22 protein-coding genes are annotated in these 22,785 nt (G+C 69.1%); 10 read left to right on the top strand and 12 right to left on the bottom strand.

Going from position 1 to position 22,785, the window contains the following annotated elements:
• Positions 1 to 215: 215 nt before the first annotated feature.
• Entirely contained in the window at positions 216 to 1,214 is a 999-nt protein-coding gene (locus ACFWP7_RS23150) for a LuxR C-terminal-related transcriptional regulator (protein WP_384383921.1), read from the top strand.
• Here ACFWP7_RS23150 and ACFWP7_RS23145 read toward each other — a convergent pair.
• From ACFWP7_RS23145 to ACFWP7_RS23135, 3 genes are all read right to left on the bottom strand, one after another.
• On the bottom strand, positions 1,149 to 2,180 hold the full coding sequence (locus ACFWP7_RS23145; protein WP_384383919.1) for a DMT family transporter: 1,032 nt from the start codon (positions 2,178 to 2,180) through the stop codon (positions 1,149 to 1,151). The genes ACFWP7_RS23150 and ACFWP7_RS23145 overlap by 66 nt on opposite strands.
• A 37-nt stretch (positions 2,181 to 2,217) precedes the next feature.
• Positions 2,218 to 2,946: a 2OG-Fe dioxygenase family protein gene (locus ACFWP7_RS23140; protein WP_384383916.1), complete on the bottom strand. Its 729-nt coding sequence runs from the start codon at positions 2,944 to 2,946 to the stop codon at positions 2,218 to 2,220.
• A 76-nt stretch (positions 2,947 to 3,022) separates the two neighbouring features.
• Positions 3,023 to 4,228 carry an argininosuccinate synthase-related protein gene (locus tag ACFWP7_RS23135; protein ID WP_384383913.1) on the bottom strand — a complete coding sequence of 402 codons (1,206 nt, stop codon included), beginning with the start codon at positions 4,226 to 4,228 and terminating at the stop codon, positions 3,023 to 3,025.
• A 631-nt stretch (positions 4,229 to 4,859) separates the two neighbouring features.
• Here ACFWP7_RS23135 and ACFWP7_RS23130 point away from each other — a divergent pair.
• Positions 4,860 to 5,378 (top strand): hypothetical protein, encoded by a 519-nt coding sequence (locus tag ACFWP7_RS23130; RefSeq protein WP_384383910.1) that lies wholly within the window; start codon positions 4,860 to 4,862, stop codon positions 5,376 to 5,378.
• Positions 5,379 to 5,528: 150 nt separating this feature from the next.
• Positions 5,529 to 6,155 (top strand): class F sortase, encoded by a 627-nt coding sequence (locus ACFWP7_RS23125; RefSeq protein WP_384383908.1) that lies wholly within the window; start codon positions 5,529 to 5,531, stop codon positions 6,153 to 6,155.
• Between the two features lie 12 nt (positions 6,156 to 6,167).
• Here ACFWP7_RS23125 and ACFWP7_RS23120 read toward each other — a convergent pair whose 3' ends face one another.
• Positions 6,168 to 6,950 (bottom strand): sulfite exporter TauE/SafE family protein, encoded by a 783-nt coding sequence (locus tag ACFWP7_RS23120; protein ID WP_384383905.1) that lies wholly within the window; start codon positions 6,948 to 6,950, stop codon positions 6,168 to 6,170.
• A 1,017-nt stretch (positions 6,951 to 7,967) separates the two neighbouring features.
• Positions 7,968 to 8,378, bottom strand: coding sequence for a heme-binding protein (locus ACFWP7_RS23115; RefSeq protein WP_384383903.1), 411 nt, complete (start codon positions 8,376 to 8,378; stop codon positions 7,968 to 7,970).
• 152 nt (positions 8,379 to 8,530) lie between these two features.
• Here ACFWP7_RS23115 and ACFWP7_RS23110 point away from each other — a divergent pair, with 152 nt between their 5' ends.
• The 3 genes from ACFWP7_RS23110 to nirD all read left to right on the top strand — a co-directional run bounded on the left by ACFWP7_RS23110 (position 8,531) and on the right by nirD (position 13,014).
• A complete protein-coding gene (locus tag ACFWP7_RS23110) occupies positions 8,531 to 9,400 on the top strand; it encodes a helix-turn-helix transcriptional regulator (protein ID WP_384383900.1) in 870 nt (289 codons plus the stop codon).
• Between the two features lie 723 nt (positions 9,401 to 10,123).
• Entirely contained in the window at positions 10,124 to 12,667 is a 2,544-nt protein-coding gene (gene nirB, locus ACFWP7_RS23105; RefSeq protein ID WP_384383977.1) for a nitrite reductase large subunit NirB, read from the top strand.
• Positions 12,664 to 13,014, top strand: a complete 351-nt coding sequence (nirD, locus tag ACFWP7_RS23100) for a nitrite reductase small subunit NirD (protein ID WP_384383897.1) — start codon at positions 12,664 to 12,666, stop codon at positions 13,012 to 13,014. Before nirB ends, nirD begins: the two co-directional genes overlap by 4 nt.
• A 31-nt stretch (positions 13,015 to 13,045) precedes the next feature.
• On the opposite strand, the gene ACFWP7_RS23095 is transcribed toward nirD, so the two are convergent.
• Complete coding sequence (locus tag ACFWP7_RS23095; RefSeq protein WP_384383894.1) at positions 13,046 to 13,978, bottom strand: oxidoreductase; 933 nt, start codon at positions 13,976 to 13,978, stop codon at positions 13,046 to 13,048.
• A gap of 200 nt (positions 13,979 to 14,178) precedes the next feature.
• Here ACFWP7_RS23095 and ACFWP7_RS23090 point away from each other — a divergent pair, with 200 nt between their 5' ends.
• Both ACFWP7_RS23090 and ACFWP7_RS23085 read left to right on the top strand, forming a co-directional pair.
• Entirely contained in the window at positions 14,179 to 15,339 is a 1,161-nt protein-coding gene (locus ACFWP7_RS23090) for an alkaline phosphatase PhoX (RefSeq protein ID WP_384383891.1), read from the top strand.
• Positions 15,340 to 15,464: 125 nt separating this feature from the next.
• A complete protein-coding gene (locus ACFWP7_RS23085; RefSeq protein ID WP_384383889.1) occupies positions 15,465 to 16,418 on the top strand; it encodes an SMP-30/gluconolactonase/LRE family protein in 954 nt (317 codons plus the stop codon).
• A gap of 48 nt (positions 16,419 to 16,466) precedes the next feature.
• Here ACFWP7_RS23085 and ACFWP7_RS23080 read toward each other — a convergent pair whose 3' ends face one another.
• Entirely contained in the window at positions 16,467 to 16,973 is a 507-nt protein-coding gene (locus ACFWP7_RS23080; RefSeq protein ID WP_384383887.1) for a MarR family winged helix-turn-helix transcriptional regulator, read from the bottom strand.
• A 192-nt stretch (positions 16,974 to 17,165) separates the two neighbouring features.
• Here ACFWP7_RS23080 and ACFWP7_RS23075 point away from each other — a divergent pair, with 192 nt between their 5' ends.
• Together ACFWP7_RS23075 and ACFWP7_RS23070 are read left to right on the top strand one after the other, a co-directional pair.
• The gene (locus ACFWP7_RS23075; protein WP_384383884.1) at positions 17,166 to 18,077 is read left to right on the top strand and encodes a carotenoid biosynthesis protein; all 912 of its coding nucleotides are present in this window, start codon (positions 17,166 to 17,168) and stop codon (positions 18,075 to 18,077) included.
• A 557-nt stretch (positions 18,078 to 18,634) separates the two neighbouring features.
• Positions 18,635 to 19,222, top strand: a complete 588-nt coding sequence (locus ACFWP7_RS23070; protein ID WP_384383881.1) for a 1,4-alpha-glucan branching protein — start codon at positions 18,635 to 18,637, stop codon at positions 19,220 to 19,222.
• A 93-nt stretch (positions 19,223 to 19,315) separates the two neighbouring features.
• Here ACFWP7_RS23070 and ACFWP7_RS23065 read toward each other — a convergent pair whose 3' ends face one another.
• From ACFWP7_RS23065 to ACFWP7_RS23045, 5 genes are read right to left on the bottom strand one after another with little or no spacing between them, the layout of a single operon-like run.
• Positions 19,316 to 19,750: an NUDIX hydrolase gene (locus tag ACFWP7_RS23065; protein WP_384383878.1), complete on the bottom strand. Its 435-nt coding sequence runs from the start codon at positions 19,748 to 19,750 to the stop codon at positions 19,316 to 19,318.
• Positions 19,719 to 20,561 carry an STM4013/SEN3800 family hydrolase gene (locus ACFWP7_RS23060; protein ID WP_384383875.1) on the bottom strand — a complete coding sequence of 281 codons (843 nt, stop codon included), beginning with the start codon at positions 20,559 to 20,561 and terminating at the stop codon, positions 19,719 to 19,721. Before ACFWP7_RS23060 ends, ACFWP7_RS23065 begins: the two co-directional genes overlap by 32 nt.
• Positions 20,558 to 21,052: a hypothetical protein gene (locus tag ACFWP7_RS23055; RefSeq protein ID WP_384383872.1), complete on the bottom strand. Its 495-nt coding sequence runs from the start codon at positions 21,050 to 21,052 to the stop codon at positions 20,558 to 20,560. The genes ACFWP7_RS23060 and ACFWP7_RS23055 overlap by 4 nt, the downstream gene beginning before the upstream one ends.
• Positions 21,045 to 21,683: a dTMP kinase gene (locus tag ACFWP7_RS23050; RefSeq protein WP_384383870.1), complete on the bottom strand. Its 639-nt coding sequence runs from the start codon at positions 21,681 to 21,683 to the stop codon at positions 21,045 to 21,047. The genes ACFWP7_RS23055 and ACFWP7_RS23050 overlap by 8 nt, the downstream gene beginning before the upstream one ends.
• The gene (locus tag ACFWP7_RS23045; RefSeq protein WP_384383867.1) at positions 21,680 to 22,705 is read right to left on the bottom strand and encodes a radical SAM protein; all 1,026 of its coding nucleotides are present in this window, start codon (positions 22,703 to 22,705) and stop codon (positions 21,680 to 21,682) included. The genes ACFWP7_RS23050 and ACFWP7_RS23045 overlap by 4 nt, the downstream gene beginning before the upstream one ends.
• Positions 22,706 to 22,785: the final 80 nt, after the last annotated feature.

The raw sequence follows: 22,785 nt of genomic DNA, 5'->3' as shown, positions 1-22,785 counted from the left end.
CTGTAGGTGTTCGTTCTGTTGACCAGCATGTTCCGGCGAGCTCATCAGCGGCTACGGCCAGGGGAGTTCCGGGACCGGACATGGCCAGGGGAGGACGCCTTCCACGCACCCTGGTCCGCATTACGGACAGATCCGTCCATGGAACGGGATCATTCATAAGATCATTTACGTGCGGGCATCGGGGAGCGCGGCTCACGGAATGGGGGGCGGACGGGGTGGACGCACGTGCAAGGGCGCAAGAGCTCTATCGCATTGCCCTCGACGATGCCTCTTGGAGCCCCGAGCTCCTCACAGAGGACCGCGGCTGGAGCGGTACGGAGTTCGCCGAGGCGCTCCAACTGCTTGGCCGGCTCGGCTTGTTCGTACCGTCGCCCGACACCCGGAACGGCTGGACAGCGCTCGCTCCCGACACCGCCCTGCGGAATCTGCTCCTTGAGGAGGAGCAGCAGACGGGCACGCTGCTCAGCGCCGTCCAGCAGACCCGGTCCGCGCTCGCGCAGGTCGTCGCGGACTTCCAGCCCGTACACGCCCGTGAGCTCTCCTCCGTACAGATGGAGACAGTGACAGGCGCGGCCAATGTGTCGGCGGCCCTGGAGGACGCCTCACAGCGCGTCGAGGTGGAGGTCCTGTCGCTGCATCCTGGCCGTGCACTGCCCCCCGGCATGATCGAGGCGGGCTTCGAACGGGACCAGCTCGCATTGGGCCGCGGCGTAGGCATCCGTACCATCCATCTCGGCTCCGCGGCCGCCGTACCGCACATGGCCGGCTATCTGCGCCGCCTCGGCAGCGCGGGCGCCCAGGTGCGCACGGCACACACGCTTCCGCTGCGTCTGATCGTGGTGGACCACTCGCTGGCGATCGTGCCGGCTCCGCAGGCCGCTGACGGGGAGATCGCCGCTGTCGTGTTGCGCAGCGAGACCTTGGTCGACGTGTTCAGAGGCATCTTCGAGCACTACTGGGCGGGCGCGAGCGTGCTGACCGACACGGCTGCCGGAGCCGAACCCGGCGATGGTGACTGGCGGCCGACCGGCCGTCACCGCGAGCTTGTACGGATGCTCGCCGGCGGACTGACTGACGAGGCGATGGGCCGCAAGCTCGGAGTCTCCGAACGCACGGTCCGCCGTTTCGTCTCCGAGCTGACCGAAAGGCTAGGCGCGTCCAGTCGTTTCCAGGCCGGTGTCTGCGCCGCCCGTCTGGGCTGGCTCGATGACTGATCCGGCCGGCTCCGTCCCGCCCACAGCCGCCGCCCGCTGCTCCGCCCCGTCCACGGCCGCCGCCCGCTGCTGCGGTACGGCCGCGGTCCGCCCCCACGCCGTCCCCGCGAGCACAAGCAGCGCGCCCACGAGGCCGATCCACCCAGGCCGGTCGCCCGCCAGGGAGATACCGACCACCGCAGCCCACACCGGCTCCGTCCCGAGCAACAGACTGACTCGGGAGGGAGACGTCTTGCGTACCGCCCACATCTGAACGAAGAACGCGAACAGCGTGCAGAACACCGACAGGTAGAGCAGCCCCAGCCAGTCCCCGGTCCCGAAGTCCGCCGCGGCCGCCCACGGCGTGCTCCCGGTCCCCGGTATCGCCGAGAGCAGCGCGAACACCACTACGGCGCTGCCCAGTTGGACCGTGGTCATCGACAACGCATCCGCGCCCTGCACCGACTCCATGCGCGACATCGCGAGAACGTGGACGGTACGGGCGACGGCCGCACCCAGCATCAACAAGTCCCCGAGCGACGGATCGCTGAAGCCGGAGCCCTGTGTCAGGAGCAGCACGCCGAGCACCGAGAGCCCCGCCGCGGCAACGAAGGACCGCGGCAGCCTCGTCCCGCGCATCCGACTCTCCGCGATCGGCGTGAAGATCATGGTGAGGCTGATGATGAGCCCGGCGTTGGTCGCCGAGGTGTGCACGACGCCGTACGTCTCAAGCAGGAAGATTCCGGCCAGGATCAGCCCAAGGACGCCGGCCCCGCCCAGCTGCGCACCTCTCAGCGCCCGCAGCTTCCGCCACCCGGCGACGACCAGGACGGGCAGCACCACGGCGAACCGCAACACGAGCACCGCCAGCACGGTCTGCGTCGTGGTGACGCCCTTGGCAGCGAGGTAGCTGGAGCCCCACACCACTGCGACCAGCAGGACGGGCAGATCGGTCAGCCAGGCACGGCGGGCCGCGGTGACGCTCACAGGGACTCCTCAAGGGCTCTGTCGGGACGGCTGCGGCTCAGCGCGCAGTGTAGGCGATCACCAATACGTCGCGGTGGGCCGCACGTTCGGGGTCCACCGGCTGCACCGGGGTCACCGAGTGCAGTGTGCGTCGGTCGTCGCCGAGCAGCAGGTCACCCGCCTCGGACAGCGTAGTGGTGAGCAGGTGTTCGCCCTCGTCGGTGTAGACGCCGCTCTCGCCGCCGGTGACGTTGACACGGCCGATCATCAGGGAGGTGATGAACGTGACCCCGTCGCGGTGCCTGCCTTCCGGCGCGGGCTGGCCCTTCTGGTCGGCGGAGGCATGGATGCGGTACGGGTGAAGTTTTACGTTCCACGCCGTAGTGGCGTCGACGGCGCTGAAGATCCGGCCGAGTTCGACGAGCACTGAGCGCAACAGCGGGTCACCGACGAACGAGTCGGTCAGCGGATCGAAGGCGCGTTCGACACCGCCGTTGAGCGGGTTGATGTCAGATTCCTGAAGGTAGGGGGCGTGCTCCAGGAGCGTCAGCTCACCGGCGGCCGGGTCGAGCTCGAACTGGCCGTACCGGCGGAAGCGGTAGGTACCGCCGTCGGCCATGTACCTGTCGAGGGTGAGTTCGTCCCAGTGCGCTGCGAACCGCGCCCAGTCGGCACTGTCGGCGCCGGCCAGGGCGGAGAGCGCGGCCGCGGGCATCAGATGGCCGCCGGGCCCGGCGAGGGCGGCGGCAGCCTCGGCGGCGACAGGGTGGACAACGGCAGTGGTCATGGAAGGGCTCCGTACGTATCGGTGGATCGGCGTTCTGCGCCGGGAGCGATCGGTGGTCCGGGACCGCGTCGACGGATCAAGCCGCGGCGAGCAGCGCCCCTGCGCGGGCGAACGGTGCCGACTCCGCGTCGATGGCGCGCTCTTCCCAGATCTCCCGATCCCGCAGATAGAGCGGCCGTCCCGCCCTGATGGAGCGCGTGTCGGCGCCGCCGGTGCGCAGCCGCCATGTCACGGACCCGGTGGTGCGGGACGCGCAGACGTCCATGAACGCCTGGACGGTCAACCGCAGTTCACCGAACCAGCGGCCCTCAAGGGCCTCGCGGGTCCACACCTGCTCCAGGTGGCGCTTCTCCCGGATGAGTTCGGCGTCCAGGCAGGCGCTCTCGACGTGCCGGTAGCTGCTGAGCAGGAGCCAGGCAGCGGGCATCTCGCGGATCTCGAGCACCTTCTCGCCGTGGTCGAGGTGCTCGAGTCCGGAGTAACGGCCCAACCCGTACGCACCGACCCGCTTGTTGAGTCGGCCGACCAGTTCGGTCAGTGTCAGCGGCTCGCCGTCGAGGGCGACGGGCAGCCCGTTCTCGAAGGTGACCGTGAGGTCGTCGGTCTCGCCGGGTGCGGCGGTCGGTCGGCTCCAGGCATACATCTCCTCAGGGACCTCGTGCAGTTCGGGGTCGTCGAGGATGCCCGACTCGAACTCGCGGCACCACAGGTTGGAGTCACCGCTGACGATCCTCCCGGCGAGCAGGTCGACACCCGCGGCCCGCAGTTCGACGAGCTTGTCGTCCCGGGTGACCGGCTCCAGGTCGTACGGGCTGCCGTACGCGCCCTCGTAACCGAGCAGCCGCAGCGCCCCGTTGAGCCGGCGCAGGGTGTTCTGCGAGCGGTTGGCGGTGTGCAGCACGGCCTGGGAGCCGAGAGTGCGGGCCAGCTCGACGGCACTGTGGGCTATCAGCGGGCGGCTCAGCGTGGAGCTGACCGGGTGGATGCCGAGATAGACGGCCTGGGCCGCGATCGCCGGCGCGACATACCGCCCGGCGAACTCCTCCCTGCGATCAAGAATGTGGATCGTCGCCCCAAGCGCCTCGGCGACCTGGCGCTTGTACGAGCTGGACTCGTCCTCGCCGATGTCCACGCTCACCGCGTGCACGTCCCGCACACCCATCCGGCGCAACCGCAGCAGGAGATACGAGCTGTCCAAGCCCCCACTGAACAGGGTCACGACCGGACGGTCAGGGTCGAGCTCTTCGAGCTGAGAAAAGGAACGTATGAGCGGGGCCCGCATGGCCTCTCCAACCTCTGTACTGGTCACGGAGGTCGAGACTTCCGTGCACGACGGCGCCCGACAATGGCTTCCGGGCTTCCGGGCCCGGCCATGGCCGGGCCCGGAAGCCCCGCTGAGCGCCCAGGTCGGGCCATCAGGACGGGGCCCAGCGGCGGACTGCGGCGGGGCGGAGGGCATGGGCAATCTCGGGGCCGGGGCCGGGGCCGGGGCCGGGGCCGGGGCCGGTAGCGATGGACTCGACTGTGGCTGTCTTCATGGCAGACAGACAGCCACGTACCTCGACTTCCATCGAGGTCACGTGGACACAACGAGCGGCGTGGGCGGGCTGGCCGGCAAAGGCGCCACCTCACGGCCGACGCCCCCACTCCCTCCAGTCACCCGTTCACACCCCCGCCCCGCCTTCTTCAGGTTCTTTTCCACGGTGCCCCACCCCTACCCCGGTGACCTGCCGGAATGTCATCGATCCAACCCATCCGGGCCACTCGCCTGACACCCGTTCACATCATTTCTGACGCTTCATCAGGAAGCGCGTCCGGCCATGTGCCACTTACCTCGTAAGGGCAGGGGCACGACCGACGCAGCGGCACTTGGGGGTGTCGCCGGCCGCGCCCCCTCGGAGGAGCAAGCAACGATGCGACGCACAGTCCGTCTGGTGACCGGTACCGCACTCGCCGTCGCCGCCGCGGGCCTCGCCGCCGCGCCCGCGTACGGCGGGGACTCGGGCAGCCTGGAGATCTATCCGTCCACCGTCGTCCCCGGCGGTGACGTCACGGTGAACACGGCGGCGTGCGGCGCGGACGGCACGGCGGCGGGCGACGCCAGCGCGGTGGGCGCGGGCTTGTTCACGCTGGCGCCCAGCGCGCACGAGCAGGACGCGATCGGGCAGTTCCGGGTGCCGCCGAGCGCGCAACCGGGGACGTACGAGATCGTCGCGAAGTGCCCCGGCGGCCGGCAGGTCACCGGCGACCTGATGGTGACCCTGACGTCCACGCGCCAACAGATCCATCCGCACGGACATGTGAAGACGGGGGTCGGCGGCGCACTCGGCCCCGACCCCGTGCAGACCTCGGCGGGAGTGGCGGCCCTGGCCGTCGCCGCCGCGGGCGGTACCTGGCTCCTGCATCGCCGGGCGAGAGGCGACGGGATCTGACGGACACCCTCCGCTGTCCGTCGACCGGTACCGCAGTCTCCCTCCCCCTCCGTGGCCCGACACCCCTCGCGGCCCGGAGGGGAGGGGGACCAACCCCAACCCCGGACCCCCGGCCCCTGGAGAGGCCGGGCCCCCGAGAGAGGAGCTCACGTGCGCCGCCGGGTCAGCAACATCGCGATAGCCTCCGTCACCGCGGTCGCCCTCTGCTCCGGCGCCTGGCTGCTGCGCAGCGGCGCCGAGACGCACGCGCCGCCCCAGCCGTCGGCCGCGCAGGCGGGTGCCAAGGAGCCGACCGGGAGATCACCGGCGGCGCGCGCGCTGCCCCACTCCCCGCCCGACCGCATCCGCATCCCCTCGATCCACGTGAACGCCCCCCTGATGGGCCTCGGCCTCACCCCGCAGGGCAGCCTGGACGTCCCGCCCGCCGCGAAGAAGAACCTCGCCGGCTGGTACGAGGCGGGCACCACCCCCGGCGAGACGGGCACCGCCATCGTCGCCGGACATGTCGACAACGCCGAGGGTCCCGCCGTCTTCTACGACCTCGGCGCCCTCAAGAAGGGCAGCCGCATCGACGTGGAGCGCCGCGACAGCCGTACAGCCGTCTTCACCGTCGACGCCATCGAGGTGTACGACGCCGACGACTTCCCCGACGAGAAGGTCTACGGCGCCGCACACCGCCCCGAGCTCCGCGTCATCACCTGCGGCGGCGGGTATGCGAAGTCGACGGGATACCAGGGGAACGTGGTCGTCTTCGCCCATCTGACCGGCAGCCGCTGAGCCGACTCACGCTCACGCGATCCACTGTTCGTACGCCATGTTGGCCACCAGCGCGAACACCACCGTCAGCAGCACGACCCGTACGAACCCGCTTCCCTTCTTGAGGGCGGTGTGCGCCCCGACCATCCCGCCCACCAGGTTGAAGACGGCCATCAGCGCGGCCAGTTGCCAGAACACCGTGCCCTTCCAGGCGAAGGTCGCGAGGGCGCCTGCGTTGGTACAGCAGTTGACGATCTTGGCGGTGGCCGAGGCGGTCACCAGGTCGAGGTGGAGGAGCGCGGTGAGGGCGAGCACGAGGAACGTACCCGTGCCGGGGCCGATGAGCCCGTCGTAGAAGCCGATGCCCAGGCCCGCGAGTCCGATCGCGGCGACGACGCGGCGCGGCGGGACCGGGGCGGTCGAGGGCGCCCTGCCGAAGGCGGGCCTGAAGATGACGAAGGCACCGACGCCGACCAGGACGACCATGACGACGGGCTTCAGTACGTCGGTACTCATGCCCGCCGCGACGAAAGCCCCCGCCGTCGAACCCGCCAGCGCCGCGAGCCCGATCCGTACGGCCGTGCCCACGTCCACGGGCGCCTTGCGCGCGTACGTCACCGCCGCGCCCGTCGTCCCGACGATCGCGACCGCCTTGTTCGTCCCCAGCGCGTACGCGGCCGAGGTGCCGCCCGGCAGCCCGAGCAGCATCGCCGGGAGCAGCAGCAGCCCGCCGCCGCCCACCACCGCGTCGATCCAGCCGGCCGCGAGCGAGGCGAGGCAGAGGGCAACGACCGTGGTCAGCGATATGTCGGGCATGATCGCGACCCTATGGACGAGATAGATGTGCCGTCCATGGGTCTCGGCAAGCTTGAGGGACTTCTGAGCTTCGCACCCGGGAAGCACGGAGTCTTCTGGGCTTCGGTCCGCGGCAAACACGAGGGACCTCGGAGCCTGGGCGCCCGGGAAAAGGCCGAAGGACTGTGGTCGAGGGCGGAATGCCTGGTGGAGCGGGGGTGGGCTCTCCAGGTGCGGCCGGGGTGTTCACCGCGCTCGTGGTGCCGGCGGCCTGGAGCCTGCCGGGCGGCGTCCAGAGGGCCGCTCATGACCATGGTCATCGAGCAGAGCCATGACTTCGTGCAGGGCGGGCAGCGTCTCGTAGTCGCGCACCACCGCGACGCGAGCGCATCAGCCGGCTCAGCGTCCTTTCCACCACCCACCTGGGCGGCGGCACCACGAACCCCGCTGTGTCGTCGGTGCGTTTGACGATCTGAAGGGTGAGCCGGGGTTTCTCCCTGGCCCAGCGACGAGCCGGCTGGCTCAGCCGCCGTCCGCCCACACAGCGAGATGGAGAGGTACTGCCGTCGCAGCCGCTGAAGCAGCGGGACGGCTCGTCGCGGCCCTGGACGCTTGCCGCGGTCATCGCTACGGCCATGGCCGGGCCGAGGCAGTCCTCCATCGGGTGCCGTTTGCGGCCGCCCACCTCTCCGTCGTGTCGGAGCCGTAACCGGGGATGCGGTCCGGTTCGTCCGCCGCGTTGCCGAACCTGTGCGCGAGGCAGTCACACGAGGGTGGCAGCGAGTTGGACTCCACGCACGCCGACGCGGACGCGGAAGACTGCGGCAACAGGGCCTCCTGGTTCTCGGTCGGGATCGCACCCCCGAACTACCAAGAGACTCTGCTGCCATGCGCCGGCCCTCACGCGATCACCCCATCAGGAACCCTGTTCGACCAGGCCGGCGCCGTGATCGACAAGCGGATGCCGCTCAGTCAATCTGAGCCGCCGCAGGTCACGGCCTCACCCCTGGGTCACCCTCACTGAGGACGCAGAGCACCTCACTCGGATGCGAAGGCTTGGACGCAAGCCTCGGCGACCAGCACATCCTGTTCGGCGGTGCCCCCGGAGACGCCCACAGCGCCGACGGTCTGTCCGTCCGGGGCCACGAGGGGCAAGCCGCCGCCGAATGAGACCAGGCCTCCATTGCTCCACTCAATGCCGTAGACCGGGCCGCCCGGCTGGGAAATCTCACCCAGGATGGCGCTGGGCATACGGAACAGCACCGAGGTCTTGGCCTTCTTCACAGCCAGGTCGATCGAACCGAGCCAGGCATTGTCCATGCGGGAGAAGTGAACGAGGTGCCCTCCCGCGTCCACGATCGCGATGTTCATCGCCGTACCGGCGGCTGTGGCTGAGTCCAGGCCGGCAGCGGCGAGCCGAGCGGCGTTGTCCAAGGTGAGTACGGTCATGAGAAAACCTCCACGGGCTGATGCGGATCAGTACGCCGACCAACGTCTCCCGCCGGTGCAGTACCAGCCAGGGCCGTGTCATACCTGGCCACCGTGTTCCTGGGGAGAACCGCCCCAGGAACACACCGAGACCGGGTGTGACACTGGACGTCATGAGCGAGCTCGGTGAATTCCTCAAGGCCAAGCGGGCTGCGATCGCCCCCGAAGAGGTCGGGCTGCCCGCGATCGGCAACCCGCGCCGGGTCAGCGGCCTGCGCCGCGAGGAAGTGGCACAGCTGGCCGCCGTCAGCGTCGACCACTACACCCGGATCGAACAGGGCCGGGTCACCAGCGCATCTGACAACGTACTGACCGGGATCGCCGTCGCACTGCGTCTGACCGATGACGAACGCGCCTACCTGCGACTGATCGCCCGGCCCCGGGCTGAGCGCCGCACCGGTCGGCCCCCGAGCCGAGTCGCCGCCCCGGTCCACGACCTTCTCGCCGCGCTGCCGCACACCCCCGCTCTGGTTCTGGGGCCCAGAACCGACATCGTCGCCTGGAACACCGCTGCCACCGCGCTGTTCCTCGACTTCGCCGACCTGCATCCCGAACACCGCAACCTGGTCCGGCTGCTCTTCCTCGAACCTCGTATCCGCAACCTCTACCAAGATTGGGAAGCGGTCGCCGCCGAAGCGGTGGCGCGGTTGCGCATGGATGCCGTCCACACCTCCGGCGACCGCCGCCTGACCACCCTGGTCGGCGAACTCTCCGTCCAGGACGATGACTTCCGCCGCTGGTGGGGTGGCCATGGCGTCCGTGCCGCGAGTGCGGGACGCAAACGGTTCTCGCATCCGCTCGCCGGACCCATGGAGCTGGACTGGCAGGCCATGAATCTCAATGCCGCACCTGACCAGACCCTCGTCACCTACACCGCACCCTCCGGCACCCCGTCCCACGACGCACTCCGCTTCCTCACTGCATGGACCAACAAGCCACTGGCGTCCAGCAGCGAAGAGCCCGAGCGCATCCGAAGCAGATGACGCATGGCAAGCCCACTCAGCAGCTCAACTGCTCAGGACGAGTGAGACAGAGGAACCAAGACCGCCCCCATCAACCTGAATCACCGCAGGTCACAACATCGCCATGGTTCACCTCTGCCCTGACCCTCTTCTCCCTGGCCTCCAGCAGACCGAGTACCGACACCACCAGCGACCTCCACGAGCCAGATGAACGGACGAACCACGCCCAGCCCTCCCACCACGAACGGGAGTTCATACCCACCCACCCCGAACCAACCGATCACGTTCGGAAAGCGGATGGCGTCTGAACGACGTCGGAGCTTCGACACCCGGGAAGTACGAGCTCTTCTGGGCTTCGGCCCGCGGGTCCCCCGAGTCCTCACAGCCGGCCCCGGCCCCCGCTGAGCGCAGCGTTCCCCCCGGGAAACAGCCGGGATGCGGCCGGGTAACACCGGCCGCGCACGCTGCGGTCATGACCTCGAATACGCGTGTGGTGGTGATCGGCGCCGGACCCGCGGGCGTACGGCTCGCTCGGCGGCCGGTCGAGCTCGGCACCGACGACGGAGGCTTCTGATGCACACGGACACGACGAAGGCAGCGAACGCGATCGACGTAAACGGGTCCACGTCCGGACACGCCCTCGCGACCGACGGGAACGGGCCCGCGTCCGCCCTCGCGACCGACGGAAACGGCCCCGTGCCCGCCTCCACGCCCGCGCACACCATCGTGCTCGTCGGTCACGGCATGGTCGGTCAGCGTTTCCTCGAAGCGTTGGCCGAGCGCGGTGTGACGGCCACGCACCGTGTGGTCGTGCTGTGCGAGGAGCCCCGCCCGGCGTACGACCGGGTTCAGCTCACCTCTTACTTCTCAGGCCGGACTCCGGACGAACTCTCGCTCACGGACCGCGAGTTCCTCACCGAGCACGGGATCGAGCTGCACCTCGGCGACCCGGCCGAGACGATCGACCGGGCGACGCGGACGGTAACGGCCCGCTCCGGCCGGGTGGTTGCGTACGACACCCTTGTCCTCGCCACCGGCTCCTATCCCTTCGTCCCGCCCGTCCCGGGCAAGGACGCCGAGGGCTGCTTCGTCTACCGCACGATCGAGGACCTGCTCGCCATCGAGGAGTACGCGAAGGCGCGCGCCACCACGGGCGCCGTCGTGGGCGGCGGGCTCCTTGGCCTCGAGGCCGCCGGTGCGCTGAAGGGGCTCGGACTGGCCACGCACATCGTGGAGTTCGCGCCGCGCCTGATGCCGGTGCAGGTCGATGACGGAGGCGGCGCGGCGCTGCTGCGCACCATCGAGGACATGGGCCTGACCGTGCACACGGGCACCGGTACGCAGGAGATCGTCGTCGGCGACGACGGCGCGGTCACCGGCATGAAGCTCTCCGACGGTTCCCAACTCGCGGCGGATCTGGTGGTGTTCTCGGCCGGTGTGCGCCCTCGCGACCAGCTGGCCCGCGACACCGGACTCACGGTCGGTGCGCGCGGCGGCATCACGGTCGACGAGCAGTGCCGCACCTCGGACCCGCGGGTGTTCGCGATCGGCGAGTGCGCGCTGGCGTCGGACGGCCGGGTGTACGGGCTGGTCGCGCCGGGCTACGAGATGGCCGCGACGGCCGCGGCCACCATCGCCGCGGACGAGTCGAGCTTCACCGGCGCCGACCTCTCCACCAAGCTCAAGCTCCTCGGCGTCGACGTCGCGTCCTTCGGCGACGCGCACGGCGCGACCGCGGACTGCCTCGACGTCGTCTACTCCGACGCACGCTCGGGCACGTACAAGAAGCTGGTCATCGGCCGCGGCGGCGAGCTGCTCGGCGGGATCCTGGTCGGAGACGCCGACGCGTACGGAACTCTGCGCGCCTTCACGGGTTCCGTTCCGCCGGTCTCCCCCGAGCAGTTGGTCCTCCCGGCTGTCGCGGGAGCCCCGGTCGCACTCGGCCCTTCCGCGCTCCCCGACTCCGCCGTCATCTGCTCCTGCCACAACGTCAGCAAGGGCACGATCCGCGGCGCGGTCACCGAGCACTCCTGCACCACCGTGCCAGAGGTCAAGAAGTGCACCAAGGCCGGTACGGGCTGCGGGAGTTGCGTGAAGGTGCTCGGGCAGCTCGTCAACGACGAACTGGAGGCGAGCGGCGTCGAGGTCGACCACGGCCTGTGCGGCTGCTTCGGGCAGACCCGCGAGCAGTTGTACGAGATCGTCCTCTCGCTCCGCATCACCTCGCACCAGGCCCTGCTCGACCGCTACGGCCGCGAGGGCGCCCGGGGCGGCGACGGCTGCGAGATCTGCAAGCCCACCGTCGGCTCCATCATCGCCTCCCTCGCCCCGACGATCGGGGCCGACGGCTATGTTCTCGCGGGCGAACAGGCCGCGCTCCAGGACACCAACGACCACTTCCTCGCCAACCTCCAGAAGAACGGCTCCTATTCGATCGTGCCGCGCATCCCCGGCGGCGAGATCACCCCGGAGAAACTGATCGTGATCGGCGAGGTGGCACGGGACTTCGGCCTCTACACCAAGATCACCGGCGGTCAGCGCATCGACATGTTCGGTGCGCGGGTGGAGCAACTCCCGCTGATCTGGTCCCGGTTGGTGGACGCGGGCTTCGAGTCGGGGCACGCGTACGGGAAGTCGCTGCGCACGGTGAAGTCCTGTGTCGGCCAGACGTGGTGCCGCTATGGCGTCCAGGACTCCGTCCGCATGGCCATCGACCTGGAGTTGCGGTACCGGGGGCTGCGTTCCCCGCACAAGCTCAAGTCGGCCGTCTCCGGGTGCGCCCGTGAGTGCGCCGAGGCCCAGTCCAAGGACTTCGGCATCATCGCCACCGCCGGCGGCTGGAACCTGTACGTCGGCGGCAACGGCGGCGCCACCCCGCGCCACGCGGACCTCCTCGCGCAGGACCTGTCCGACGCCGAACTCATCCGCCTCATCGACCGGTTCCTGATGTTCTACATCCGCACCGCCGACCGGCTGGAGCGCACCTCCACCTGGCTGGAGCGGATCCCGGGCGGCCTGGAGCACGTGCGCGAGGTGGTGGTGGACGACTCGCTGGGCATCTGCGAGGAGTTGGAGTCGCTGATGACCGCGCATGTGGCGGGCTACCGCGACGAGTGGGCCGAGACCGTCAACGACCCGGAGAAACTGGCCCGGTTCGTGTCCTTCGTGAACGCCCCGGACTCCCCCGACCCGGTCGTCGGTTTCGTCCCCGAGCGCGACCAGATCAAGCCCGACCTGCCGCTGCTGACCATCGGCACGCGCCCTCTGGAAGGAAGCGCCCAGCGATGACCCCGGCCCCCGAGACGACGGCCCTCAAGGTCCAACTCCTCCTGGAGAGCGGCTGGTTCACGGTCTGTGACCTGACCCTGCTGACCCCGGGCCGAGGAGTCGCCGCGCTTCTCCCCGACGGCTGCCAGGTGGCGGTGTTCCGCGACCGCGCGGGCCGCACGTACGCCATCGACAACCGCGACCCGTTCACCGGCGCGGCCGTCCTCTCCCGCGGCCTCATCGGCACCCACCAGGACCGGACCTTCGTCGCCTCGCCGCTCCTGAAGCAGCGGTTCGACCTGGAGTCGGGGCGGTGCCTGGACGATCCGGAGGTGTCGGTGGCGGTGTACGAGGTGCGCGCGGCCTGAGCGTGCGCCCCTCTGGCCCGGGGCCTGGGACTCACGCCTTCAGCGCGTCGTACGTCACACCCGTCAGCTCCTCCGACGCCTCCCAAAGCCGCTCCCCTGCCACGTCGTTGAGTGTCCACCCGGCCCGCCAGGACTTCGCGGGCGAGCCGCGCCACATCGCGAACGACGGCCCGGTGAAGGAGTCGGGCAGCACGTCGGGCGCGGTGGCGGCGTACAGCGTGGGCAGCGCTCCGGCCTCGGCGCTCTGCCCGAAGACCCGGTTGCCGATCTCGATGAGCCGCTCGGCACCCTTGCGGCCCTCCAGTCTGGGTCCGGCGGTCTGGAGGTTGGTGGTCGCGTACCCGGGGTGCGCGGCGGCCGCGACGACCTCGGAGCCGATGGTGGCGAGGCGCCGGGCGAGCTCGTGCGTGAAGAGCAGGTTGGCGGTCTTGGAACGGCCGTAGGCGATCCAACGCCGGTACTGCCCCTCGCTGTTGAGGTCCCGGATGTCGATGTTGGCGAGCGCGTGGACGAAGCTGGAGAGGGTCACGACGCGGGCACCTGGCGTGCCGAGCAGGGCCGGCAGGAGCAGCCCGGTGAGGGCGAAGTGCCCGAGGTGGTTGACGCCGAACTGCGTCTCGAACCCGTCCGCCGTACGACCGTAAGGCAGCGCCATCACACCGGCGTTGTTGACGAGCAGGTCGAGCCGGTCGTACTCACGATCGTACGCCGCCGCGAACTCTCGTACCGATTCCAGGTCCCCGAGATCCAGCCGTACGAACTCGACCTGCGCGCCCGGCGCTTCGGAGACGAGCCGGTCCCTCGCCTCGGCCCCCCGCGTCTCACTGCGGCAGGCGAGGACGACCCGGGCACCCTTGCGGGCCAGCTCCCGTGCCGTGACGTATCCGATGCCGCTGTTGGCGCCGGTGACGACGGCGGTACGGCCGCTCTGGTCGGGGATGTCGCTCGTGTTCCAGCCCGTCATGGCTAGCTCCCTCCGGGTGTGCCCGGTAGTCCGGAAAATCCAGACTATGCCGCTGGGCCGGTCCCGACCGTCCGCCGCCGACTGCCGCCGGCCCGTCACGGGTTGTCCATGACACGTCAACTCTGAGCGTCTAGGGTCCACAGCGCACACGACCCCGCCATCGACCGGCGGCGGGGCGGTCACGGCCCTCTGGAGCGAGAGTGGAACGTCGTACCCTTCTGCGTGCAGCCGTCCTCAGTGGTTCGTCCGCCGTTCTGGGCGGAACCCTGTGGCGCGGCGCCGCCTACGCCGCACCTGCCCAGCCCGGCACCGGCCCCTATGGGGCGCTCGGCGCGGCCGATGCCAACGGCATCCAGCTGCCGACCGGATTCACCAGCCGGGTGATCGCCCGTTCCGGGCAGACCGTGCCCGGAACCTCGTACACCTGGCACAGCGCCCCGGACGGCGGCGCCTGTTACGCCGACGGCACGGGCTGGATCTACGTCTCCAACTCGGAGATCAACCCGTCGGGCGGGGTGAGCGCGGTGAAGTTCTCGTCCACCGGCGCGATCACCGCGGCGTACCGCATCCTCGCCAACACCCAGCAGAACTGCGCGGGTGGCAAGACTCCGTGGAACACCTGGCTGTCCTGCGAGGAGGTGTCCCTCGGAGCTGTCTACGAGACCGACCCGTGGGGCGTGAACGCGGCGGTGCAGCGGGTGGCGCTCGGCCGCTTCAAGCACGAGGCCGCCGCGGCCGACCCGGTGCGCCAGGTGATCTACCTGACCGAGGACGAGACGAACGGCTGCCTCTACCGCTTCGTCCCGACCACCTGGGGCAACCTGTCCTCCGGCACCCTCCAGGTGCTCGTGGCGGGCACGGCCACCTCCGGCTCCTTCACCTGGACGAACATCCCCGACCCGGACGGCTCTCCGACGACCACCCGCACCCAGGTCTCCGCGGCCAAGAAGTTCAACGGCGGCGAGGGCTGCCACTACGCCGACAACACGGTCTGGTTCACCACCAAGGGCGACAACCGCGTCTGGCAGCTCAACCTGGTCGCCGGCACGTACGAGTTGGCGTACGACGACTCCCTCGTGACGTCCGGCACGGCCCCGCTGACCGGCGTCGACAACATCACCGGCACCGCCTCCGGTGACCTCTTCGTCGCGGAGGACGGCGGCAACATGGAGATCTGCGTGATCACGCCCAACGACGTGATCGCCCCGTTCCTGCGCATCGGCGGCCAGTCGCTCTCGGAGATCACGGGCCCGGCCTTCTCCCCCGACGGCAGGCGGCTGTACTTCTCCAGCCAGCGCGGCACCAGCGGCAGTTCCTCGGGCGGGATCACGTACGAGGTGACGGGGCCGTTCCGGTCGTAACCACCCCGAGAGAGGTGTGGGTGGGACATATGGCGACCTCGGCCGGACTTCATGAGGCTCACAGAGTGCACTGCTTTCCTGTGCTCGCCATGTCCCACCCCCACTCTCCCCGGAGTCCTCGCGCCATGCCTCGGAACCAACCCGCCCCCACCCGCCGCTCGTTCCTCGGCGGTGCCGCTCTCGCCACTCTCGCGCTCACGGCCGGCGCCGGAACGGCGAACGCCTCGTCCGCGCCCCGGACGTCCTCCTCGCCCACCGAGATCCCGCTCCCGAACGGCTTCCTCCCCGAGGGAATCGCCATCGGCGCCCAGCCGTACGCCTACTTCGGCTCCCGCGCCAACGGCGCCGTGTACCGCGCCGACCTGCGCACCGGCGAGGGCGCCGTCCTCTACGCGGGCGCGACCGGCACGATCACCAACGGGCTGAAGCTGGACGACCAAGACGGCCTGCTGTATCTCTCGTCGGGATCCGCCGGGGGCGCCGCACGAGTCGTCGACTCCCGCACCGGCAGCCTGGTGGCCACCTACCAACTGACCGACCCGACGGGCCACTTCATCAACGACGTCGCCCTGCTCGGCGACCGCGCCTGGTTCACCGACTCCTACGGCGCCGTCCTCTACGGCGTGCCGCGCGGCGGCACGGGAGCCGTCCGTGAGCTGCCGATCGGCGGCGCCTGGGTCCAGTCGGCCACGGGTATCAGCGCCAACGGCATCGTCGACACCCCCGACGGCAAGGCCCTGATCGTCGTCAACGGCGGCAAGCTCTACAACGTGCCGCTCGCGACCGGCACAGCCACCGAGATCACGCTGAGCGGCACCACCGCCCTCACCAACGGCGACGGCCTCCTGCGGATCAACCACACGCTGTACGTCGTACAGAACCGCCTCAACCAGGTCAGTGTCCTCACCCTCGACGCCAAGGCCACCACCGCCACCCTGACCCGCACGATCACCGACCCGCGCTTCAACATCCCCACCACCGCCGCCGCCTTCGGCGGCCTTCTCTACGTCGCCAACGCCCAACTGGGCCTTCCCACAACCCCGGACACACCGTTCAACGCGGTCGCGGTCGCCCTCTGACCCACCGCGGCAACTCCTGAAGCGCACACGGGCCGAGCAGGTCGACCGTCAGCCCTCGTAGGCGTAGTCGGCGCCGAGCTCCCGCATGTACCCGGCCAGCGCCCGCAGACCGTCGGCGCCGAGTCGTCGCGCCACGAGCGCGTCGAACTCGGCGACGAAGACGGCGAGTCCCTGTTCGGCCTGTGCGCGGCCGGTCGGCGTGAGCACGGCGTTGGTGACCCGTCGGTCGGACGCGGAGGGCTGCCGTTCGATGAGCCCGGCCTGCTCAAGGCGGTCGGCGAGCTTGGTGAAGCCACCGCTGGACAACGAGATGGTCCGGGACAACCTGGTCAGCGACACAGGCTGATCGCCGGCCCGTAGCAGCCGGACAAGGACATCGAAGGAGCGTCCCTGCACCCCCGTCGCCGCCTCGACCTTGGCGATGAGGTCCCGCGACACACGGTTGTACGTGAGAACGATGGTGGTCCACGCCTCGACGAGTTCCTCGGACGACGGACTCTCGCCGGGGTCGCGCGGCGGGAGTTCGGGCTGGGATGGAGGCGCGACGGATGCCATGCCTCATGGTACCGACCGGCATGATCCTTGCTGGAAAAAAGCTTCCCAGCTAGCCTCTTCCTAGGAAGGTAAATTGGCTTGCCTTCCACTCACGCGGGCTTGGATCGGCCCTCTCCCCCAATATCCAGGCCGACGCCAGATTCCGCACCCCACGGGCCGGTCAGTCGACCGGCCAAGAAGCCGGAGTCGACAATGTCCACCCCTCCCCCACGCTTCAACGCGGCGGCCACACTGTGGGCCATCACCCTCGTCATCGGCCTCGGCCTGGTCACCAACGGCGTCGTTCCCAGCATAGGGATACTGGTGATCGTCCCCCAGGTCGTCTTCGCGCTGCTCCACGGCGCCCGGCGCTACGGCCGGCGCGCGATCTGGGTCTTCGTCGCCGCAGGCCTCCTGATCAGCAACTTCCTGGAAAACCTCGCCATCGAGGTCGGCTTCCCGTTCGGCAACTACCACTACACCGGAGGCGGCAAGCTCCTTCAGGTGCCCTGGTTCATAGGCCCGGCCTACCTGGCCACCGGCTACCTCGCCTGGATCGTCGCCACCGTGCTGCTCGGCGACGTACGCCGCAACTCGCCCTGGCTGACCACCATCGGAACCCCCGTCGTCGCCGCGTTCGCCATGACCGCCTGGGACCTGTCGCTCGACCCCAGGTCCGCGACCATCAAGCAGACGTGGATCTGGGAGCACGGCGGCGGCTACTTCGGCGTACCCCTGGGCAACTTCCTGGGCTGGACCTTCACCGTCTACCTCTTCATGCAGGTCTTCGCCCTCTACCTGCGCAGCCGGGGTCCGCTGCCCATCGCAGAGCCGCGCGAGACCACCACCAGTGACCTGCAGGGTGTGCTGCTCTACCTGCTGACCACGGTCTCCTTCTTCACCAGGCTCTTCACCGGCGAACACACGACCGTCACCGACGCTTCGGGCACCACCTGGCAGACCGCCGACATCTATGAGACATCGGCCCTGGTCACGGTCTACGGCATGTGCTTCATCGCCCTCCTGGCCCTGCTCCGGATCGCCCAACGGCACACCCCGACACCCGCGCCGACCCCACCGGTGGACGAACGGACCGAACCCGAGAGTCTGCACCCGGCCGCATAGCGCCCGGCGACCACGCGAAGGAGAGGCTGCACCCCCGCACAGGGTGCAGCCCCTCCTTCGTGCGCCGGGACCGTTGTCGGATCGGTGAGGGTCGAGGTGACCCGACAGTGGTCCCGGGGGTTCAGGGGGTCAGCGGTGGTCGCTGCCCGATGATGACGACGCCGCGCGCCCCGCCTCCAGGCGGGCCACCGGGATCCGGAACGGGGAGCAGGAGACGTAGTCGAGTCCTACTTCGTGGAAGAAGTGGACCGACTCGGAACCAGCCCGCCCCCACCCGCCGCTCGTTCCTCGGCGGTGCCGCTGGCGCCCTCCGCAGGATGTTGTACGCGGAGGTACGGAGCGACAAGGAGACGGGGTCCGATGTGCGCCCGCACGGTCCCCGTACCTTCTCGCGCCGGTTCCTCTTCGGGAGCGCCCGCCTTCCTCCTGACCACACCCGGCCTCTTCCTTCTCGCCCTGGGTGCGGTGGACCTCCGCCCCACCCGAACCCGAACTGTCAGCTAGGTTCGATCACACCGTCGGAGTACGGGACCGGACCTACACGTCAGGGAGCTCGCATGGCCTCGATCCACCACACCACCATGACGCCCACCAAGCTGGGCCTGCTCACCGGCTGGCTGCCGAAGCAGAGTTGGTACGTGGGCGAGGCGGCAACGGCGGAACTGGTCAAGGCCGGTGGGTTCCGTCTGGACGATCCGGAGGGCGCGGTCGGCATCGAGTTCATGGTCGTGGTCGATTCCACCCCGCAGGATCCGGTGGCGTATCTGGTACCGCTGAGCTACCGCGATGCGGCGCTCGACGGCGCCCCCGGCGAGGCGCTGATCGGCACCTCCGAGCACAGGGTGCTCGGCACCCGGTGGATCTACGACGGCGTCCACGACCCCGTGGTGATGACGCAGTTGCGCGCCCTCCTGCGCGGTGAGGCGATTCCGCAGCAGCAGAGCGAGAGCGACACCCCTGACCCGACCGTCACCGTGCACGGATCCTGCCCTGGCGGCGAACCCGGCGTCCAAATCAACCGCGTCCTGCGGCCGACGGAGGCCCCGCAGACCTCGTCCAAACACCTCCTCGCCGGCTGGACCTGGCCGGACGGAACGGCTGCGCGGGGAGTACTGGCGGGCGTCGAATCCCCTGGCAACGCCTGAACTCACGCGAGCCGACGACTCTCCTGGGGTGGCGCATGGCCGGGACGGCGTCAAGCGGCACCTCACGCAAGATGCCGCCGCTTCAGGAGAAAGTCAGGGCAAGCGTTCCGCGAGCATGAGAGCCAGAGGCCCGGCAGGGAGCAGGAACTGGCCGTCCGCGGCGGCGCTGATGGCCTCGGCGAGGGGCCACCAGGACAGCTTGAAGTCAACTTCCGACGAGGTCAGGGACTGGCGACCCAGGGTGAGGTCGCCCGCCTTGTAGAGGTGGACGCGGCCGGTGGAGCCGAGAGTGATGGCATACGAACCGAGCGCATGCCACGTCTGCGCGGTGACGCCCGACTCTTCGGCGAGCTCGCGGCGGGCGCACTCTTCGGGGCTTTCACCGGGCTCCCTCCGTCCGCCGGGCAGGAAGAGGTACTCGCCGCCGTGGCGGGGAAAGTCGGCGCTGAGGACAGCCACCAGGCCTCTGTTGTCGATGGCGACGACCACGGCGGCGTCAGTGGCCGGGCTGCTGGTGTGTTCTCCCATGCGGGCTGAGGGTAACGGACTGGGCATGCCAGGCGGCGTACGGCACGTTCAGGACGGTGTGGTGGGCGATGCCACGTCCGCGGTAGCCGTCCTCTCCGAACGCGTCGCCGTGGTCGGCGCACATGATGATCAGCCACGGCTCCTCACGGGTCAGGGTGCTGATCAGACGACCGAGGTGCGAGTCGGCGTAGGCCAAAGCGGCTTGCTGAGAACGTGCGCTGTCTGCGCTGTCGCCGAGGTAGTGGCCATGGGGGACGTGCGTTGCGGAGACGTTGACGAAGAGGAATAGGGGCTGCTCCTCATGAGTGTTGGCGACGGTGAGGGCACAGTCGACCTGATGGCGAGTGGAGTCGGGCTCCGGGGAGCAGAACTCAGGCCGCCAGTAGTCCTGTTGGAACAGTGATGGCAAGACCGATCCGAGCGGCGTTTCACGTGAGAAGTACGTGACGCCGCCTACGCACACCGTGCGGTAGCCGTGCTGGGCCAGACCGTCCAGAAGGTTGGGGGCATCGAAAACGAACGTCGAGTGCGGCACGGTCTTGAACGCGGGCGGCCTGCACTCCCACAAGCGGGGCGGTTGCTCGGGTTGGGGCAGTTTGGGCAGGAATCCGGAGAAGAAGGCCATGTGGGCAGGCAGCGTGAAGGTTCCCGGCGTCTGGCGGTGCTCCCACTCACCATCGGGAAGCAGCCGAGCGAGGTGCGGTGTGAGGCCTTCATGCATCGCGGTGCGGGCGACGTCGTAACGCAGCGAGTCGAGAGTGATGAAGAGGATGTTCGTGCCGCTGAGGACGATGCCTGCGGTATCGATCAACGCTCCGTCTCCTGCCCGTGCGGCTGGACACGGCCTTTGGAACTGGCGTTGACGGGGATCGGTACTCGATCCTGGGCGATCATGGTGCGGATGTCAGCGAGTCCAGTGGTCTCCGTCAAGGGCTTTCCGTGGCGGTCGTAGAGAGTGATAGTGACCACGCTGCCGAGGGCAGCGGGCACGCTGGAGATACTGACGCCCGGCACATCGCCCGCCGCGTGCATGACGTCCAGAAGCATCGTGTCTGCAGCATCGCCCAAGGTGACGACGGTGCATGCATAGTGCCGGGCGTTGATCGCACCCGAGCACAGACGCCGGAAGAACTCGATGCTGGTGGGGTTGCCGTCGTGCGCCGCTACGAGCCGGTTGGTCTTGGTCGTCACGACGAAGCAGGCCGCAATCCACCAGGCGACTCCCGTGTGGATCTGCTGCGGGTACAGGCCGGTGGCACCACCGTCGCGGATCACTGTGTCGGTGTCGATGGGGTTAAGCACGGCCGGTCTCCAGGATGGTGCGGATCGTGTCGGCGAGCTGGCCCGGGCTGCGTCGGTCGGTGTCGAGGACCGTGGCCGTGGGATCGCCGGCGGCGACGGTCTCGAAGTTCTCCACGAGTTGCTCGAAGCGTCCGGGGATGTCGAAGAGGTCGGTGTCGTCCTGCTTGATGTCCCGTTTGGTGCTCATGCGTTCGCGGAGGGTTTGGGGTGAACAGCGCAGGTAGAAGGTGTGGTCCGGGACTACCAGATAGGGCCGGAACGGATGGATGAGCGCGGCGACGTCGTCAGGGGCGATGCCGTGTACTGCGGCGTGGCAGGCCGTGACCGATGAGGTGTAGCGGTCTGCGACGACCGCCCCTATTGGGAGGGCGGCCCGTATGTGGTCGGATGCGTGAAGAAGACCGGAGAGGTAGAACGCGAACTGCGGTAGCGCGCGCATGTGCTCGTTGGCCTGCGCGGACCAGACCGAGTGGGGAACGGGCAGTGTGTGCAGGCTTGTACCGTCCAGACGACGGGCCAGCAGCTTGGTAAGTGTTGTCTTGCCGATGCCCGAGACACCTTCGAGGACGACGAGCGGGCCCTGCCGGTCGGCGAAGGGCGCAACGTCATAGGCGGCGGGCAGCGCGATCACAACGTCCCCTCGGTGAAAGCGGTGATGTGAGCGGCTGCGGCTTCGGCAAGCTGGTCCGGGTCGTGAAGGAGAGCTCTGACGTCCAGCCGCAGGTCATCCCGCAACAAGCAGGGCTGGAGGCCACCGGCATGGTCGGCACGGAGCGCCCAGAACCCTTCGACACACTTCGCCCGAACAGGGCAGGTTCCGCACTGTCCGACGTGGTGGCGGCCCAGGTCGCGGTGGATGACGTCGATCTCGATGCCGTCGATGCGGAACACGCGGCGGCCTTGTCCGACGCCGGCGACCTCGATGTGCTCGTCGCGGGTGAGGGTACGTAGGTGAGCGATCACGCCGTCGGCGGAAACTGCGGAGGGCGCCCGCTCCTGGTTGAAGTCGGTGTCGACGAGCTCGATGAACTGCACGGGCAGACGCTGTGCGAGGGCGTAGTCCAGGATCGAGTGGATCTCGTGTGCGTTCTCTCTCTGCAACAGGCAGTTGAGTTCAACTCGCTCGAACATCTCCCGCGCCACGTCGATGCCGTCAAGCACGGAGACGATGCCCAGGCGGGTACCCGCGATGGCGCGCAGCGTTTCGTCGGAGAAGTAGTGCAGCGACACCTTGACCTTGTCGAGCGGTGCGCGCCGCAGCCAGGACCGGTTGGCCCGGACACGGGTTCCGTTGGTGATCAGCGTGTACGAACCGTCCGGGCCGGAGGGCGTCAGGTTGGTGAGGACGTCGCGGGCCAGCGGGGAGGTGAGCGGTTCTCCGCCAGTGAAGTACGTCCGCTTGAGACCGGCGGCCATGAGAGCGGAGATGACGTTCAGAAAGTCCCCTGCCATGTAGTGGCGTGCTCGCGGGCGGCGACTGCGGTCACGACGCGTCAGGGGTGGCGGGGTATCAGCCTCGTTGTGGCAAAACCAGCACGCGATGTTGCAGACGGGGGTGAGCGAGATCCGTAATTGCCCTCGCAGAGCAGCGAAGTTCCTTAGCGCCGTCCAGTCGATGTGAGGATCGGCAGCCCTGGAATGTGCAGCGTTCACAGGAGGTCTCCATTGAGGGTAGGTGTGGGATTTCCGAGCCGGGGTGTGGCCGCAAGAGCCCGGTACTGCAATTGCGGGAC

This window comes from Streptomyces sp. NPDC058470, from assembly GCF_042721055.1.
GTDB lineage: Bacteria > Actinomycetota > Actinomycetes > Streptomycetales > Streptomycetaceae > Streptomyces.
The sequence above is the reverse complement of the archived record's forward strand: the minus strand, read 5'-3'. Positions and strand labels throughout refer to the sequence as shown.

Excerpts from the sequence above, each read along its gene's own strand:
- ACFWP7_RS23075 (WP_384383884.1), top strand. The coding sequence starts at position 17,166 with ATGTCCACCCCTCCCCCACGCTTCAACGCGGCGGCCACACTGTGGGCC.
- ACFWP7_RS23130 (WP_384383910.1), top strand. The coding sequence starts at position 4,860 with ATGCGACGCACAGTCCGTCTGGTGACCGGTACCGCACTCGCCGTCGCC.
- ACFWP7_RS23065 (WP_384383878.1), bottom strand. The coding sequence starts at position 19,750 with ATGGGAGAACACACCAGCAGCCCGGCCACTGACGCCGCCGTGGTCGTC.
- ACFWP7_RS23120 (WP_384383905.1), bottom strand. The coding sequence starts at position 6,950 with ATGCCCGACATATCGCTGACCACGGTCGTTGCCCTCTGCCTCGCCTCG.
- ACFWP7_RS23080 (WP_384383887.1), bottom strand. The coding sequence starts at position 16,973 with ATGGCATCCGTCGCGCCTCCATCCCAGCCCGAACTCCCGCCGCGCGAC.
- ACFWP7_RS23095 (WP_384383894.1), bottom strand. The coding sequence starts at position 13,978 with ATGACGGGCTGGAACACGAGCGACATCCCCGACCAGAGCGGCCGTACC.
- ACFWP7_RS23085 (WP_384383889.1), top strand. The coding sequence starts at position 15,465 with ATGCCTCGGAACCAACCCGCCCCCACCCGCCGCTCGTTCCTCGGCGGT.
- ACFWP7_RS23115 (WP_384383903.1), bottom strand. The coding sequence starts at position 8,378 with ATGACCGTACTCACCTTGGACAACGCCGCTCGGCTCGCCGCTGCCGGC.
- ACFWP7_RS23135 (WP_384383913.1), bottom strand. The coding sequence starts at position 4,228 with ATGCGGGCCCCGCTCATACGTTCCTTTTCTCAGCTCGAAGAGCTCGAC.
- nirB (WP_384383977.1), top strand. The coding sequence starts at position 10,124 with ATGGTCGGTCAGCGTTTCCTCGAAGCGTTGGCCGAGCGCGGTGTGACG.
- ACFWP7_RS23110 (WP_384383900.1), top strand. The coding sequence starts at position 8,531 with ATGAGCGAGCTCGGTGAATTCCTCAAGGCCAAGCGGGCTGCGATCGCC.
- ACFWP7_RS23070 (WP_384383881.1), top strand. The coding sequence starts at position 18,635 with ATGGCCTCGATCCACCACACCACCATGACGCCCACCAAGCTGGGCCTG.
- nirD (WP_384383897.1), top strand. The coding sequence starts at position 12,664 with ATGACCCCGGCCCCCGAGACGACGGCCCTCAAGGTCCAACTCCTCCTG.
- ACFWP7_RS23140 (WP_384383916.1), bottom strand. The coding sequence starts at position 2,946 with ATGACCACTGCCGTTGTCCACCCTGTCGCCGCCGAGGCTGCCGCCGCC.